The sequence below is a fragment of the Romboutsia sp. 1001285H_161024_C4 genome, from assembly GCF_015550185.1.
Classification (GTDB): Bacteria; Bacillota; Clostridia; order Peptostreptococcales; family Peptostreptococcaceae; genus Romboutsia_C; species Romboutsia_C hominis.
In genome coordinates this window covers 258,309-275,104 of sequence record NZ_JADNAJ010000002.1, presented here as the reverse complement: position 1 = coordinate 275,104, position 16,796 = coordinate 258,309, and the positions used below count along the sequence as shown (strand labels likewise).

The window sequence follows — 16,796 nt, the reverse complement described above, 5'->3', positions numbered from 1 at the left end:
GAATATCTCAAAGCATAATCCCCATATTTTAAATTTTATTTATTCTCTGCACTTGCTTTTTCTTTGCTTAATTTATCCCTTTGTTCTTTATATTCCTTCTCAAACTTAAGATGTTCTTCGTAAGTTTTGCTATAGTTATTTCCTCCATCCATAGTAGCTACAAAGTATAAATAATCTGTATCTTTTGGATATAATACTGCTTCTATAGATTTTATACTAGGATTAGCTATTGGTGTCGGAGGTAGTCCCACATTTTTATAACTATTATACGGAGAATCTATCTTTAAATCATTATATGTTACTATTTTTTTTCTTTCTGGGAATATATACTGTATAGTTGCATCAGACTGAAGTCTCATACCTATATCTAATCTATTGTAAAATACACTTGCTATCATAGGTCTATCTTCATCTCTAACAGCTTCTTTTTCAACAATAGAGCTCAGATTTACGACCTCTTGAAGAGTCATTTTTAACTCTTTTTGTCTTTTTTGTAACTTTTCAGTATACATTTTACCAAATTCAGCTAACATTTTATCCAAAACCTCTTTTTCACTTGTACCTTCTTCAAAGTAATAAGTCTGAGGATATAAGAAACCTTCTAGTGTAGTTATATCTTTTTCTTTTAAATATGGAAAATCACTATAAAATTCCTTTGGATTTTTGATTAGTTTTTCATACGTTTCTTTATTGCCCAGTTTTTTAGATACTAATTTATCAATTACTTCATTAGAAGTTGATCCTTCTGGTATAGTTACTTTTATACCATCTTGATATGTTTTTCCAGATGATAATATGTCAATTATATCATTATTAGAATAGGTTTGATTAAGCAAATATTTTCCAGACTTTATGTTTGGAATTTCATTACTTACTTTTGCTACAACTTTGAATAATGTCTTATTCTTTATTAATTTTTTTTCGTATAATATATCTGTCATTGTATTTATAGTAGCACCTTTAGGTATTTCTACTACTATATCTTTTTTATTTTTTTTATTGTATGGTCCTATTTGTATGAACACAAAACTCCCTATTAATCCCAATAATACTACCAAGGAAATTAATGCTATCTTAAGTTTATTATTTCTCAAGTACATAGTATTTTCTACTCCTTATATATATTTATATCTTTTATATTATAAATCTAAGAATAAAAATTTTCAATAAAATTGTCGAATAAATTTCTTTTCTAAATTCATTGCTTTTTTATATTTGACTTATCTAACGTTCATTTATTAGTAATTTATCAAATTAATTATAAAAATTAATAGCTTCAAAATTTTTTTATAATTATAAAAAGCTTAACGTTATTTTTTACACGTTAAGCTTTTTATAATCATAATATTAAAATTTTTTTATTTCATCTTTAGTTACAACACCATATATTAACTTTTTAGGTTGTGTTTTATCATCTACTATTTCATAAGCATTTATAAATCTTTCTTTTGCTTGTTCAAATTTTTCTTCTTTATTATAATGCATGTAAGCTAATACATCGCCTTCATTTACATAGTCTCCTACTTTCTTTTGAAGTACTATACCTGCTGATAAATCAAGTTCATCTTCTTTAGTTTCTCTACCAGCACCTAAAATCATAGCAGATACCCCTATTTCTTCTGCTTCTATCTTACTTATATAACCACTTTTTGGTGATTTTATAGGTACTATATTTTTAGATTTAGGAAGTAAATCATAATCGTCAACTACCCTCTTATCTCCGCCTTGATTTTCTATAAACTCTTTTAGTTTTTCTAGTGCACGTCCTGAAGATATAGCGTCTTGTATCATTTTCTTACCTTCTTCGAAACTTTCACAAACTTTTGCTAATACTAACATATATGCCCCTAATGTTTCACATAGCATTACAAAATCCTTAGGTCCATTTCCTTTTAAAGTTTCTATAGCTTCTATTACCTCTAATGAGTTACCTACAGCAAATCCTAAAGGCTCATCCATATTAGTTATCATACCTATTGTTTCTCTACCCATTCCACAACCAATATCAACCATAGCTTTTGCTAGTTCAAATGAATCATCTAGTGTTTTCATAAATGCTCCATCACCAGTTTTAACATCAAGTAATATAGCATTTGAACCTGATGCTAATTTTTTACACATTATACTAGCAGCTATTAAAGATATATTATCAACTGTAGCAGTTACATCTCTTAGAGCATACATTTTTTTATCAGCAACTGCTATTGTAGCTGTTTGACCACAAACTGCTATATTTTTTTCATTTACAGAATTTATAAATTTCTCTGCATCCATTTCTATTGAAAATCCTGGTATAGCTTCTAACTTATCTAAAGTCCCTCCAGTGTGTCCTAATCCTCTTCCTGACATTTTAGCTACAGGAGCACCACATGATGCCACTAATGGAGCTAAAGCTATTGTAGTTTTATCTCCTACTCCTCCTGTACTATGCTTATCAACTTTTATTCCTTTTATAGCTGATAGGTCTATAACATCTCCTGAATTCATCATAGCTTCTGTAAGATATACTGTTTCTTGTTTATTCATTTTGTTTATATATATTGCCATTAAAAGAGCTGATGCTTGGTAATCAGGTATTTCATTTTTTGAATATTTTTCTACGAAAAAGTTTATTTCTTCTTTAGATAATTCATGCCCATCTCTTTTTTTTCTGATTATATCATATATTCTCATTTTATCTCTCCTTAACAAACTTTATATATAATCTATTATTTAAATATATAAGCTTAATACTAAGTTTAGTATTAAGCTTATATATTTATTATATACTTTTAACTACTAATTTAACTAAACTTAAGAATTCAGCTTTTACTTTTTGAGTAGTTTCTATTACTTCTTCATGGTTAAGAGGTTGATCAAGTATTCCTGCTGCCATGTTAGTTATACAAGATATTCCTATAACATCCATAGATGAATGGCTAGCAACTATTACTTCTGGTGCAGTAGACATACCAACAGCATCAGCTCCTAGTATTCTTGCCATTTTAACTTCTGCAGGTGTCTCATATGTTGGTCCACTAAAGAATGCATATACACCTTCTTGTACTTTTATATCTAGCTTCTTAGCACACTCTCTAACTAATTCTATATATTTTGGTGAATAAGCTGTAGACATATCTGGGAATCTTGGTCCAAATCTTTCATCATTTTTACCCATTAAAGGTGTACTTCCACTTAAGTTTATATGATCTTTTATTATCATTAAATCACCTGGTTTAAAGTCTACATTTGCTCCTCCAGCTGCATTTGTAACTACTATAGTTTCAACTCCTAAAGCTTTCATAACTCTAACTGGGAATGTTATTTCTTGTTGAGTATATCCTTCATAGTAGTGGAATCTCCCTTGCATAGCAACTACATCTTTGCCTTCTAATTTACCTATTACAAGGCATCCTGCATGTCCTTCAACAGTAGATACAGGGAAATTAGGTATTTCATTATATTTTATCTTTACTGGATTTTCAATTTCATCAGCTAATACTCCTAATCCAGAACCTAATATAAGTCCTATCTTAGGTGTTATATTTATTTTTTCATTTATAAATTTTGCACTTTCTTGTACTTTGTTAAACATATGTCTCCTCCTTGACTATTTAAGTATTTGTGATTTAAAACTAGTTCCATTTTTAGTCATTTTTGTATCTAATATATCTGCTACTGTAGCACCTATATCTGCAAAACTTTTTCTTATACCTAAGTTTACACCACTCTTGATATTTTTTCCATAAATTAATACAGGTATATACTCTCTAGTATGATCCGTACCTTTGTAAGTTGGATCATTACCATGATCAGCATTTATTATAAGTATATCATCTTCCTTTAAAGCATCTATTATTTCTGGAATTCTAGCATCGAATTCCTCTATAGCTTCTTTATATCCTTTTACATTTCTTCTATGTCCATATTTTGAATCAAAATCAACTAAATTAGTAAATATTAATCCTTTATTTTCTTTATTAATGTAATTTATAGTTTGGTCTACTCCATCCATATTATCTTTAGTGTGTATAGCTTCCGTTATACCTTGTCCATTAAATATGTCTTCTATTTTACCAACGCCAATTACATCTAGTCCAGCTTCTTTTATATTATCTAATACCGTTTTTTCAAAAGGATTTAATGAGTAGTCTCTTCTGTTAGAAGTTCTTACGAACTCACCTTTTCCTTTTCCTATATATGGTCTAGCTATAATTCTAGCTACTGCATTGTCTCCCATCATTATTTCCCTAGCTATTTCACACATTTTGTATAATTCATCAAGTGGTATTATTTCTTCATGCGCTGCTATTTGGAATACACTATCTGCTGATGTATATACTATTACATCTCCTGTTTTCATTTGATGTTCTCCATATTCATCTAATATAGCAGTTCCTGATGCTGGCTTATTTCCTACAACTTTTCTTCCTGTTCTTTTTTCAAATTCATCTATTATTTCTTTTGGGAACCCATTTTCAAATGTTTTAAATGGAGTTTCAACTAAAACACCTGTCATCTCCCAATGTCCTGTTGTAGTATCTTTTCCTTGAGAAATTTCTTCACATTTTCCAAAACAACCTATAGGAGAATCTACTCCTTCTACAAAATCTACTTCGTCTATATTTCCTATCCCTAATTTTAATAAGTTAGGTATCTTTATATCCTTATGTGTTTTTATTATATTTCCTAAAGTATTAACACCTTCATCTCCAAATTTTTTTGAGTCTGGAAGTGCTCCTATTCCTACACTATCAATTACAATCCATACAACCCTATTCATATTATGTCCTCCTTTTTTTGTAGTTTATTTCCTAGGATGTTTTTCTTTTATTTCTCTTCTCATATTCTTATTTATGTGATTTAAATATGATTGCAAACTAGATAAATTGCTATTTCCTAATATTTTGCTTACTACAGCAACATTAGCACCTTCATTTAAAAGATGAATAGCAAAAGAATGCCTAAGCATACTTGGATTTATGTTTTTATCTATATTAGCTAAATTAGCATATTTTTTAATAAGTTTCCATAAGCCTTGTCTTGTAAACCTTTGTCCTAAGGAACTTACAAATAAAGCTTTTTCATCTTCATTTGCCAATTCAGTTCTTGATTCATTTATATATTTTTCTAAATACTCCTTAGATGTATTGGATAAAGGTATTATTCTTGGATTTTTTCCTTTATCACAGCATATATAGTCTAAATCTAATTCTACAGAATCTATATCCATATCTATAAGCTCTGATACTTTTATACCTGTACCATACAATATTTCAAATATTGCCTTATCTCTTATTTCTTTAGGTGTATTTAAATTTTTAAAATCTAAAAGCCTTTTTATTTCTTCCTCTGTTAAAATATCTAAACTATTTTTCTCTATTTTAGGCTTTTTTATATTTCTTGCAGGATTATTTTTACTTATACCATAAAAAAATAAATAATCATGAAAAGATTTTATTGATGATATCATTCTAGATACTGTTGCTACAGATATATTTTCCTGTTCTAATCTTATTATATATCCTATAATATCATTTTCTACAACATTATCTAAACTTATCATCTTTTCTTTTAAATAATCAACATATCTTTTTATATCTATATAGTAAGATGATATAGTATTTTTAGATAGATTCTTACTATTTAGATATTTTATGTATTCCTCTACAACCTCCATAGCAAACTCCTTATCTGACTAGGAACTTAATCATACCTATACTTATAGTATTTAGTACAACTTGTAATATAACTGTAATACTTATTATAATTATAACATTTAATATAAATCTTTTTACTAAAAATATCATATTTTCTTTTCTTTTGTGCTTAATTTCTAATAATATTTTTTTTACATAATCAAATGCCACTAACGTTAATATAACTGTACCAGGTATAATAGCTAAATTTTTCATAAATAAAACAAATATCATTTTTATTGATTCAAAATTTAGTGCTAATATCATACTATTTATAGTATAGCCTATTGATAAACCTTTTAGCATAAATATTATAAGCACTACTGGAAAAGTTATTACTAAGACTGAAAAAAAAGCGACACAAGCCATAAAGCTTAAATCTATTTTTAAATTTGATAATATAGCTTCTTTTATTCCTTCTCTTGAATTATAGTACTCACTTATAAAACTAATATCTTTTATTATTTCATCTTGATAACTTGGCCATATTTTATTTAGATAAGATCCAAGTGCTACAAATACAATAAATATTAACCCAATAAGTACTATTTGTCTGTTAAGTTCTTTAAAATTATTTTTTCTATATGTTCTTCTCAAATTTATAACCTCCCCTTTTACCTTACAAAATAGTATGTATAAAAAGAGGAGGTTATGACATTTTATATTAATTCTCTAGCTATTAAAATTCCAATTGCTGTTTTTGCATCTTCTATTTCATTTTGAATAACCATGTTATAAGCTTCTTCTAAACTTATAGTATGTACTTCTATATCTTCATCATCATTTAAATTTCTTTCACCTACAGTAATATCAGTAGCTAGATATATGTATATTTTTTGATTAGAAAAACCTGCTGATGTATAAAACTTATGTATTAGTTTTAAATTTGAAGCATCGTATCCCGTTTCTTCTTTTAGTTCTCTTTGTGCACATTCTTTTGGTGTTTCACCAGGTTCTAACTTTCCTGCTGGTATTTCCCATATAACTTTTTCTATTGGTTTTCTAAATTGTTTAATTAATACTATTTCATTATTTTCATTTAATGCTAATATACCAACTGCACCAGGATGTTCTACTATTTCTCTTTTTTGATATCCTTGGTTTATAGTCTCTACAGTATCTACTTTTAGGCTGATTGTTTTTCCAGTGTATATTTTATCACTACTAATAGTCTTTTCTTCTATCACCATCACAAACCTCCATTAAATAATATGCAGCACTACTTGCAGCCTCGAAAAACTCTTTATCTTGTTCATAATTTCTTCCCATAGTTCTTACCTTCAGGCCAAAATAATCTAAGTCTTCTTTAGTATTTTTATTATCTATATATACTATATTATGTCTATTTAAATCATTTTCTTCTATTTGTGCTCTTATTTTATTTAATTTATCACTTTCATAATTTGATATTGGTATTGTTATATCAACATTTACAATTTCTTTAAAAATAGTAATACTATGGTGAGATATTCCATTATGTCTTTCTCTTTTATCTGCAAAACTAATTCTAGGTATAGCTATAGGATTTCCACCAAGTTTTTTTACTGCATCTAATATAGGTCCTTGTTCTATTCCTGTAAATCCATATTTAGTTCCAGTACCTGCAATTCCAGGTCCCATACTAACAAATACACAGTCTGCATTTAATACTTCTTTAGCAGTTATTAAAGCTGTATATATATTTATACATTCATAATCCCCTCCGAATGCATTCCCTATAGTTATAGTATAGTCTATTAATCCTTTACTTTTTAAAGTTTCTACATTTTTACTTAGGTATATCGGTAATGCAGCTCCATCTGTCATTATATATACTATTTTTTTATCTTTATTATTTCTTTTATATGATGCTACAAAAGGTGTAAGCATACTATGAAGTGTCCCAACAACAACTGGCATATCATTTAAACTTTTAAAGCTTGATATTTTATCATGATAAGTACTTTCTTGTTCTTCAACTGAATCTACCTTAACTTGTAGTGGCGTATATCTTAATTTCATAATATGACCGCCTTCTGTAAAGCTTGATTCTATATTATTTAGATTAGTTATTACAAAATGATATCCTCCAGTACCTAAACTTAACTCAACAGCTGTTGTATTTAATACAACCTCATCACCTACATTTACACTCCCTGTCATCTTAGGGTAGTTGTATGCTTTTTGTATTTCTCCATTTATATTAACTCTTATATCTTCTAATTTTTCACTCTTATCTTTTATAGAATCTACAATTCCTATTCTTTTACTTATCATAAGTTTACCTTCCTAATTTATCTATGAAATTTAAGAACTTATTTTTCTCTATTATCTTAGTTAAAGAATACTTCTCTGTAAGTATATGTATAAATATTAAAAATGCTAACCAAGCTAATCTAATATTAAATGAATACCCCATACATATAAGTATTCCTATAGATATACCTAAAACATTTGATCCTGTGTCTCCCATCATAGCTTTAGCTTTTAAGTCGTAATTAAAATATGCTAATACATTTGGAAGCAGTAAAAGAAGTAGACTTTTTTCAAATCCTGCTAATGTTAAAAGTAAAACTAACCCTATTATTAAATATACCTTTATAGCTCTTCCAGGCCTTAAATCTAATAAGTTCATAAGATTTGTAGAAAGTGCTATTATAAGAGTATTTACAATTATATCTAATATATCTTTAGATATTGCTATAGATATTAATATACCTATAAATCCTCCAAATAATGCCTTAAATCCACCTGTTGTAAGCTTTCCTTTAAACAAACTCTTAAAATGTCCTTTAAGCCCACTAACATCTCTATTTCCTATTATATCGTCTAATATTCCTGCAAAGAACATTGCTATTATTCCAAATATGAACATAAATAAATATAGTAGCTTATTAACATCATTAGTTACAAATCCTATAATAATACCATTTATTATTATCATAGGTAAAAATACTATACCCATACTAACTGGTATCATATCTTTTTTATAATTTGGTCTTAATACATTACTATCTATTAATAAATTTTTAAATAAAGGGATAACAACATAGGTTCCAAGCAATCCTGTTATAAATAAAACAGTATAAAGTATATAATATTTCACCTATATACTACCTCCATTCTTTATTTTTTGCTTTTAAAACTTTCTTTATATGGTAGTATTGTTTTCCCCTATGAATAAAACCTTTTAAATCTCTTCCTGTTTCACTATGAGTCATATTTACTAATACTTCTTTGATTGTGTAACCGTATTTTAATATGTCTATAGTCATACCTACTTCTACACCATAACCATATGGAATCTCTTCAAATTTTTCTAATACTTCTTTTTTAAATATCCTTTGTCCTGATAAAGTAGAGTCTAGTTCTACACCTGTCATCTCAAATACAGATTCTTTAGCTAATCTTTTTACAAATCCTAGCCCTCCCTTTTTCTTTGCAGGAGGGAATTTTGCTATAATAACATCGGCTTCGTTGTTTAATATAGGCATGATAAGTTTTTTAACTTCACTAGCTGAACTTCCTAAATCTCCATCTAAAAATCCTATTATATCTGCATTTTCCATAGCTATTTTTAACCCATAGTTTAATGCGTATCCTTTACCTCTATTTTTATCTAATTTAAACACTTTTATTTTGTCATTTTTAACACTAGATGCTATTTCTGTAGTATTATCGCTAGAACCATCATCTACAACTACAATTTCATCTATTTCATTTATATCAGTAATGCTTTCTAATGTGTCCTTGATCTTATCTGCTTCATTGTAAGCTGGTATTATTATACTTATGTAAGAACTCATATTTTTTCTCCTTTTCTTATTTCTTATAAGGGAATAATTGTTTTGCACTTTCTAATCTACCAAAATCCCCTGTAGCTCCTTTTTCATTTAATAATATAGTTAAAGAAACTTTACCTATTCCTTCTTCAATATTATCTATAGTTGCTATTTTGTTTTTAGAATATAAGTCTATATAAGAATTTTTAGTATTACTTTTTTGAACTCCTACTATATATTTATTTTGTTCTTTTAATTTAGTTATTAAAGCTTCATCTATCTTATCAAAGTTTTCTTTTTGAGCTTTATCTTCACTTCCACCTGTTAAAACTACAGAATCATAATCTATATAATTTTCTGCTATAGATTCTACTTTAATTAACTCTAAACGTTGAAGATTTTCTAACTTAGATATACTACCTTCTTCTTTTAAAGATTCTGCTATATAATTTATAACATCTTTTGCATTGTTTAGTTCAATTGAAAGTTCTTCTGATGCTTTCTTTAAAGCATCTTTATTTTCTATATTGCTAGTAAGTACTATATCAAATGCTACATTTCCTCCAGCATTTTGTATTATACTTGCAATTTCTTTACTATAATCATTTTTTTCATTTGTAGATATTATTCCTATATTTTTATTTACAAGACTATCTTTTATTATCTTATCTGAATTTTGATTTATTATGGCTATTGCTTCATCATAATCTTTATTTAAATTAGTTAAATTTTCTTCTAAGTTATCATTTGTTGTTTTTAGTACTTCAAACTTACTATCTAAATCTTTGATCATACTTGCTTGTTGTTTACTAAGTTCTTGATCATAATTTAGATTAAATCCTACTAACATACCAATTCCTAAAGCTATAAAAATAGCTCCTATGGTAACTATATAATATTTCATGTTTATATGCATTTTTTTCCTCCTAAATCTACATTTGTAGTAATAGCTTTAATTTTAGCTGCATTAGATGTATAAACTGCTGAACACTTGGAGAGAAAGAGGCTAGTATAAGTATTGGGAATAAGGCAGTAGCTATTAATGCCCATATATACTTCATCTTTAACTTACTTCTATATAGTAGGTTAACTCCTTTCGCATCTATAAGCTTTGATCCTATTTTTAATCTTACTAAGAAAGTACTTGCCATACCCTTTCTTCCTTTTTCTAGAAAATCTATCATATTAGAATGAGTTCCAAGAGCCACTATAAGCTCTGCTTTGTACTCGTAAGCTATTAACATAGCTATATCCTCACTAGTTCCAGGTGCTGGAAATACTATAGCATCTAGCCCTAAATCTTGAACTCTTTTAAGACCTGGTGCCCTTCCATCTGTATAAGCATGTACGATTATCTCACCTGCTTTTTTAAGAGCTTCATCACTAACACTATCCATATCTCCAACTATAACATCTGGAGTATAACCAAACTCTAGTAACGCATCCGCTCCTCCATCAACACCAACTAATATTGGCTTCACTTCTTCTATGTATGATAATATTGTGCTTAAATCTTGCTTATAATCTTGTCCTCTTACAACTATTAGTACATGCCTATTAGCGTAATTAGTTTTAACTTTAGGTATTTCGACTTCTCCTAATATGAATCCTTTTTCTTTCTTTGCATAATCAATAGTATTATCTATGAACCTATCTAGTTCAACTGCTAAGTTTTCGTATGCTTTTTTTAATTTGACTGCTACTTCTTCTTTACCTAATACTTCACCTTGTCCTAAAAATTTATTGTCTCTATAAATTTTACCATCTATAATTTCAATATTTTGACCTTCAGACAACTCATTAAATAATTCTTCACCTATATTATCAACTATAAGAATATTTTTTTCAGTTAGTATTCCAGGTCCTTTATTAGGATATCTTCCACTTATAGAAGGTGATGCATTAATAACTAGCTTTACTTTACCTTCTACTAAAGAATTCGCTGCAACTTCATCTATATCTATATGATTTATAACAGCTATTTCTCCACCCGTAAGTCTCTTTGCAAGCCTCTTTGTTTTTCTATCTACTTTAATAGGGCCTTCGACTCTCATAAATTAAACCTCCGATATCATTTTTAAAATCACATTACATTATAGCATTATTTAACGACAAAATAAATGTTTAAAGTCAGTTTATAATTTTATATAAGGATTTTTTAAATATATTTGTATATTTTAATCAATCTTATTTAACCTTGATAAATTCATCAACTCACTTTTGCTGTTTTTTTCAGGGTTACATATTACTATTTCTAAAAGGAGATTTAACTGTTCTCCTATTGATTTTCCACTATACCCCATCAACCTTAAATCGTTCCCGTTTATATCTAAATCATTTATTTTATAGCATTCATTATTTTTAGCTATTTCTTCTATAAATTCTGTATATTTATCTATTGAATGTTTTCTTATACTTAATTCTTCAATCTCTTCACAATCACCTACTTTTTTGTAATACATTTCCTTCAATTTTAAAATATCTTTTAAATTATCAATTCCTATTTTATTTAGAATTTTTTTAATACCAATCTTATCTAAATCTATATTATCTATTAGCATATAGTCAATCATATTATTTATGTATTTTGTTACATTATTTGGATATTTCAGTTTGCTTACAATATTATTTTTTCTTATATTTTTATTGTAAAACTCTATTTTTTCCTTTGTCTTATTTAGTCTTTTTGTGTTATTTTCTAAAATCAAAAATTCTATCATCAATAGTCTTTGCTCTAAACTAATATTACACTCTTTTAATATTGTTAACTTTGTACAAAAATCTTCATAATTCTCTACATGAGAGTATATCTCTAACTCCTTAAATATATTCAAACTATATAATAATCCTAGTTTTTGAGGGTTTTCACTAAGTATGATTTTTTTTATTTCATCACTTACTCTTTCTCTGCTAATATTTTTTAATATACTAGAATTTCTTTTTATACTTTCAAATGTTTCTTTTTCTATATCAAATCCTAGTTTACTGCTAAATCTTATAGCTCTTATTATCCTAAGTCCATCTTCAATAAATCTTTCATCAGGATTACCTACTGTTCTTATTTTTTTATCATGTAAATCTTTAACTCCATCAAAATAATCGATTAGTTTATCTTCTTCATTATAAGCCATGGCATTTATTGTAAAATCTCTTCTCTTTAAATCATCTACTAACTTTGATGTAAATTCTACATTTTTAGGCCTTCTATTATCTTCATACTCACCTTCAACTCTATATGTTGTTATCTCATAAACCTCATCTTCTATTAAAATACCTACTGTTCCATGCTTTATTCCATTTTCTATTATTTTATAGCCTTTAAATATATCTATTATTTTATTAGGTTTTGCACTAGTTGTTATATCATAGTCATTTGGTAAAATACCTAATATACTATCTCTGACACATCCTCCTACTATATAAGCTTCTTCACCATGTTCTTTTATTTTTTCTATTATAAATTTTACTGATTTCGGTAAATTTATATACATCACATATCTCCTTAATTTATATATATTTATAAGATAACCAAATTTTAAAATATATAATACTTTATACTCACTTGTTTACACTTTGAATATAGCATTATAAAAGCCTTCTTAATATTAAGAAGGCTTTTATAATGCTATATTTATTTAACCATACTATGCTCTAATCTTAATTTATCTGCTATCATAGCTATAAATTCAGAATTTGTTGGTTTTCCTTTTGTATTATGCACTGTATAACCAAATAGTTGATTTATTGTATCAACTTTACCTCTACTCCATGCTACCTCTATAGCATGTCTTATAGCTCTTTCAACTCTACTTGGAGTAGTATTAAATTTCTTAGCTATACTTGGGTATAATTCCTTAGTTACAGCTCCTAGTAATTCTACGTTATCTATTACCATCTTTATAGCTTCTCTTAAATAAAGATATCCCTTTATATGAGCTGGAACACCAATTTCATGTATTATATTAGTTATTTCTGTTTCTATATTACCTACATTTTTGACAAAGTCACTTCTTGTCATTTGTATATCAGCATGAGCCCTAGGCTTTATGTCTGCATGTGCAGGTCTGTTTGAAACTAATTCTCTTATTCTATTTATAAATATTACAAAATCAAAAGGTTTAACTATATAATAGTCTGCTCCTAAATTTATTGCACTTTGTGTTATTTTGTCTTGTCCTACAGCTGATAGAACTATTATTTTTGGCATTTTAGGTATATCCATAGAATTTAACTTCTCTATAACACCTAATCCATCTAAATGTGGCATTATAACATCTAGCACTAATAAATCTGGTTGTAATCTTTTTACTAAATCTAGTGCTTCTATACCATCTTTTGCGATTCCTAATATTTCTATATCACTTTCATTAGATAAGTACTCCTTAAGTACCTGACAAAAATCCTTGTTATCATCTGCTAAAACTATTTTTATTTTATCGCTCACTTAAACTTCCCCCCATTAATAAAACATCTTCTCTTTTATATAAAAATTAAAACCCTTTATACTTAAGCATATTCGACATAGTAAAATTATATTCCTTCAATATATTTGAAATCTATTGAAAAATATATTAAATTTTAATTTCTCTTATCTAATTCTATCATCTCATCTATAAAAATACCATATCCTTTTTTGGCATTATCTTCAAAAACATGTGTTAATGCCCCAACTAGCTTATTATTTTGTATAATAGGGGCACCACTCATGCCTTGTACTATACCGCCTGTATAATTTACTAATTTCTCATCAATAATTTCTATAACTATGTTTTTATCTCCTTTATTTTCATATATATTTTCTATATTTATGTCATATGGATATACATATCCTTCCTCATTTTCAAGTAAAATACTTGCTTTACCCCTTTTTATTTCATTCTTGTTTCCCACTTTTATAAGAGGTAATTTGTGTTTTATGTTGTTTATTATATTTCCCTCTATACCTTCATTATCATTATTACTAAATGTTCCTATTAAGTTGTATTCATCCAAATTACAATCAAAATTACCAATAACACTCTCTGTTGATTTTTCTAGATTTACTTCTGTTGGATAATATACACTACCTTCTTTTATTTTTAATATTTTACTTGTATCAAAATCTTTTATAGGATGTCCTATTGCTTTAAATTCTTCATTGTCTGGATCATAAAACGTCATAGTTCCAACTCCCGAAACTTTATCTCTAACCCATAAGCCTAACCTTTTTTCTTCGTCTTCTACTTTTAATTTTATCTTTATAACTAGTTCTTTACTATCTCTCTCAACTGTTAAATATACAAAATCTTCTTTAATATCTTTTATATATTCGTATATATCATAAGCATTTTCGATTTTTTTTTCATTTATTTTTATTATGTTATCCCCTTTTTTTATCCCTCCTATATACTCTAATGATTCATCTTCATAACCTATTACTAATGCTCCATCTGTTTTAGCTTTTATTCCAATTAGATTACCGCATGGATAAACATACTTATTACTCTTATTTACAGCCTCTATATAGTAATTTTTTATACCATCATAAGTTATAGATATTAAAAGTATAGCTACCATAATTGTTAATGTTAAAAATACTGAATTTCTTTTAATTTTCATAAGTATATCTCCTCTTTTATATATATACTTATAGTTCCTATTTTGGATTTTTTTATACAAAAAAAGAAGCCCTAAAGGCTTCTTTTTGCTAGTTCTATTATTTCACTTGCGTGTTCAATAGTTTTTTCTGTTATATTACTTCCAGCTATAAGTCTAGCTATTTCATCTCTTTTTTGGTCCTTGTCTAACTTTCTAATAGTAGTAAATGTTCTTTCATTATCTGTACTCTTCTCTATACAATAATGAGTATCTGCATTAGCAGCAATCTGTGGTAAATGAGTTATACAAATAATTTGCTTTTTCTTTCCTATATTACTAAGTTTCTCTCCTACTATTTGTGCTGCTATTCCACTTATACCTGTATCTATTTCATCAAATACTAATGTATCAATTTGGTCTATATCCGCAAGTATGGTCTTAAATGCTAGCATAAATCTAGACATTTCTCCACCTGAAGCTACTTTATATATAGGTTTAATATCTTCACCTAAGTTAAATGATATCATAAACTCTATATCATCCATTCCTCTAGGTGTGAATATTCCTTGTTCAAAATTTACTTTAAATGCAACATTTTTCATATTCAAGCTTTTTAACTCTTCTAATAGGACTTTCTCTAACTGTTTAGCTACTATCTTTCTTTGAGAAGTTAAGGTCTCAGCTCTTTCTTTAAGTTTACTTTCAAGCTTATTTAATTTAAGTTTAAGTTCTTCTACTCTTTCATCTCTATTTAATATTTCATCTAATCTATTCTTTATATTTTGATGATAATCAAATATTTCTTCTATAGTTTCTCCATATTTTCTCCTTAGGTTATTTATTTCATCAACTCTAAGTTCTATTTGTTCTAACTCATATGGTTCAAAATTTATATTTTCTTTATAATTTCTTATCTCTCTTGATATATCTTGAAGCTCATACATTATTCTTTCTATCTCATTATTATAATCACTTAAACTTTTGTCATATTCACATATTGATGATAGTTCTTTTACTGCATTACCTATTAAATCTACTGCATTAACCTGACCTTCATATAAATTTTGATAACTTATATTTAAATTTTTAAAGATTTTTTCACCATTTCTATAGACGTCCCTTTGTTTTAGTAAGTCTTCATATTCGTCCTTGCTAAGATTGGCAGATTCTATTTCATTTATTTGAAACTTTAATAAATCTATCTCTCTTTGAATTTGCATATCATCTTTATTTTCAGTTAATATATTTAAAGCTTTTTTTACATCACTATACTCATCATATATTTCTTTATATGAAATTTTGAATTCTTCTAATTCATGTTCTCCAAATAAATCTAAAAATTCTAGATGAGTATCTTTATTGAATAATGCTTGTGTTTGATGTTGACCGTGAACATCTATAAGCTTAGATGCTATTTGCTTTAAAACATTCATCTTAACAGTTCTTCCATTAACCCTAGCAACACTTTTTCCATCACTATATATTATTCTAGTTATAACTAGTAAATCATTATCATCTAGTTCAAGATCATTATCATTAAGTACTTTTATTAAATCTTTATTTTTAGAGTGAAATATAGCTTCTACTACACCTTTTTCAGTTCCTTTCCTTAAAAAAGATCTATCATATTTCTCTCCTAAACAAAGTCCTAATGCATCTATTATTATAGATTTTCCTGAACCTGTTTCTCCTGTAAGTATGTTCAAATTTTTATCAATATTTAAACGAAGCTCCTCAACAAGAGCACAATTTTTCATATATAACTCAAGGATCAATTCTA

Annotated in this window: 16 protein-coding genes; all 16 read right to left on the bottom strand. The window is 27.2% G+C overall.

The window, feature by feature from the left end; genetic code table 11:
- Nucleotides 1-35 precede the first annotated feature (35 nt).
- The 16 genes from mltG to recN all read right to left on the bottom strand — a co-directional run bounded on the left by mltG (nt 36) and on the right by recN (nt 16,791).
- Nucleotides 36-1,100: an endolytic transglycosylase MltG gene (gene mltG, locus I1959_RS04830; RefSeq protein ID WP_092924484.1), complete on the bottom strand. Its 1,065-nt coding sequence runs from the start codon at nt 1,098-1,100 to the stop codon at nt 36-38.
- Nucleotides 1,101-1,347: 247 nt separating this feature from the next.
- On the bottom strand, nt 1,348-2,673 hold the full coding sequence (locus I1959_RS04825) for a pyrimidine-nucleoside phosphorylase (protein WP_195237276.1): 1,326 nt from the start codon (nt 2,671-2,673) through the stop codon (nt 1,348-1,350).
- Between the two features lie 88 nt (nt 2,674-2,761).
- The gene (locus tag I1959_RS04820; protein WP_092924480.1) at nt 2,762-3,574 is read right to left on the bottom strand and encodes a purine-nucleoside phosphorylase; all 813 of its coding nucleotides are present in this window, start codon (nt 3,572-3,574) and stop codon (nt 2,762-2,764) included.
- A 15-nt stretch (nt 3,575-3,589) separates the two neighbouring features.
- Nucleotides 3,590-4,762: a phosphopentomutase gene (locus I1959_RS04815; protein ID WP_092924478.1), complete on the bottom strand. Its 1,173-nt coding sequence runs from the start codon at nt 4,760-4,762 to the stop codon at nt 3,590-3,592.
- A gap of 24 nt (nt 4,763-4,786) precedes the next feature.
- Nucleotides 4,787-5,659: a tyrosine-type recombinase/integrase gene (locus I1959_RS04810; RefSeq protein ID WP_092924476.1), complete on the bottom strand. Its 873-nt coding sequence runs from the start codon at nt 5,657-5,659 to the stop codon at nt 4,787-4,789.
- 10 nt (nt 5,660-5,669) lie between these two features.
- Entirely contained in the window at nt 5,670-6,275 is a 606-nt protein-coding gene (locus I1959_RS04805; protein WP_166505839.1) for a hypothetical protein, read from the bottom strand.
- Between the two features lie 62 nt (nt 6,276-6,337).
- Nucleotides 6,338-6,868 (bottom strand): NUDIX hydrolase, encoded by a 531-nt coding sequence (locus tag I1959_RS04800; RefSeq protein WP_092924473.1) that lies wholly within the window; start codon nt 6,866-6,868, stop codon nt 6,338-6,340.
- A complete protein-coding gene (locus I1959_RS04795) occupies nt 6,843-7,934 on the bottom strand; it encodes a DUF3866 family protein (RefSeq protein WP_166505840.1) in 1,092 nt (363 codons plus the stop codon). Before I1959_RS04795 ends, I1959_RS04800 begins: the two co-directional genes overlap by 26 nt.
- A gap of 4 nt (nt 7,935-7,938) precedes the next feature.
- Nucleotides 7,939-8,763, bottom strand: coding sequence for a glycosyl transferase (locus I1959_RS04790; RefSeq protein WP_092924470.1), 825 nt, complete (start codon nt 8,761-8,763; stop codon nt 7,939-7,941).
- Between the two features lie 7 nt (nt 8,764-8,770).
- Nucleotides 8,771-9,463 (bottom strand): glycosyltransferase family 2 protein, encoded by a 693-nt coding sequence (locus I1959_RS04785; RefSeq protein WP_166505841.1) that lies wholly within the window; start codon nt 9,461-9,463, stop codon nt 8,771-8,773.
- A gap of 16 nt (nt 9,464-9,479) precedes the next feature.
- Nucleotides 9,480-10,355, bottom strand: a complete 876-nt coding sequence (locus tag I1959_RS04780; RefSeq protein ID WP_195237275.1) for a copper transporter — start codon at nt 10,353-10,355, stop codon at nt 9,480-9,482.
- A 16-nt stretch (nt 10,356-10,371) separates the two neighbouring features.
- Complete coding sequence (gene steA, locus I1959_RS04775; protein ID WP_092924464.1) at nt 10,372-11,493, bottom strand: putative cytokinetic ring protein SteA; 1,122 nt, start codon at nt 11,491-11,493, stop codon at nt 10,372-10,374.
- Nucleotides 11,494-11,616: 123 nt separating this feature from the next.
- Nucleotides 11,617-12,930, bottom strand: coding sequence for a CCA tRNA nucleotidyltransferase (locus I1959_RS04770; protein WP_195237274.1), 1,314 nt, complete (start codon nt 12,928-12,930; stop codon nt 11,617-11,619).
- A gap of 140 nt (nt 12,931-13,070) precedes the next feature.
- On the bottom strand, nt 13,071-13,883 hold the full coding sequence (spo0A, locus tag I1959_RS04765; protein ID WP_092924460.1) for a sporulation transcription factor Spo0A: 813 nt from the start codon (nt 13,881-13,883) through the stop codon (nt 13,071-13,073).
- A gap of 134 nt (nt 13,884-14,017) precedes the next feature.
- Nucleotides 14,018-15,037: a SpoIVB peptidase S55 domain-containing protein gene (locus I1959_RS04760; RefSeq protein WP_092924458.1), complete on the bottom strand. Its 1,020-nt coding sequence runs from the start codon at nt 15,035-15,037 to the stop codon at nt 14,018-14,020.
- Between the two features lie 71 nt (nt 15,038-15,108).
- A complete protein-coding gene (gene recN, locus I1959_RS04755) occupies nt 15,109-16,791 on the bottom strand; it encodes a DNA repair protein RecN (RefSeq protein WP_195237272.1) in 1,683 nt (560 codons plus the stop codon).
- Nucleotides 16,792-16,796 lie beyond the last annotated feature (5 nt).

Coding starts and splice junctions, on each gene's coding strand:
- I1959_RS04810 (WP_092924476.1), bottom strand. CDS start 5,659: ATGGAGGTTGTAGAGGAATACATAAAATATCTAAATAGTAAGAATCTA.
- I1959_RS04770 (WP_195237274.1), bottom strand. CDS start 12,930: ATGTATATAAATTTACCGAAATCAGTAAAATTTATAATAGAAAAAATA.
- I1959_RS04820 (WP_092924480.1), bottom strand. CDS start 3,574: ATGTTTAACAAAGTACAAGAAAGTGCAAAATTTATAAATGAAAAAATA.
- mltG (WP_092924484.1), bottom strand. CDS start 1,100: ATGTACTTGAGAAATAATAAACTTAAGATAGCATTAATTTCCTTGGTA.
- I1959_RS04780 (WP_195237275.1), bottom strand. CDS start 10,355: ATGCATATAAACATGAAATATTATATAGTTACCATAGGAGCTATTTTT.
- I1959_RS04795 (WP_166505840.1), bottom strand. CDS start 7,934: ATGATAAGTAAAAGAATAGGAATTGTAGATTCTATAAAAGATAAGAGT.
- I1959_RS04825 (WP_195237276.1), bottom strand. CDS start 2,673: ATGAGAATATATGATATAATCAGAAAAAAAAGAGATGGGCATGAATTA.
- I1959_RS04815 (WP_092924478.1), bottom strand. CDS start 4,762: ATGAATAGGGTTGTATGGATTGTAATTGATAGTGTAGGAATAGGAGCA.
- steA (WP_092924464.1), bottom strand. CDS start 11,493: ATGAGAGTCGAAGGCCCTATTAAAGTAGATAGAAAAACAAAGAGGCTT.
- I1959_RS04760 (WP_092924458.1), bottom strand. CDS start 15,037: ATGAAAATTAAAAGAAATTCAGTATTTTTAACATTAACAATTATGGTA.
- I1959_RS04800 (WP_092924473.1), bottom strand. CDS start 6,868: ATGGTGATAGAAGAAAAGACTATTAGTAGTGATAAAATATACACTGGA.
- I1959_RS04785 (WP_166505841.1), bottom strand. CDS start 9,463: ATGAGTTCTTACATAAGTATAATAATACCAGCTTACAATGAAGCAGAT.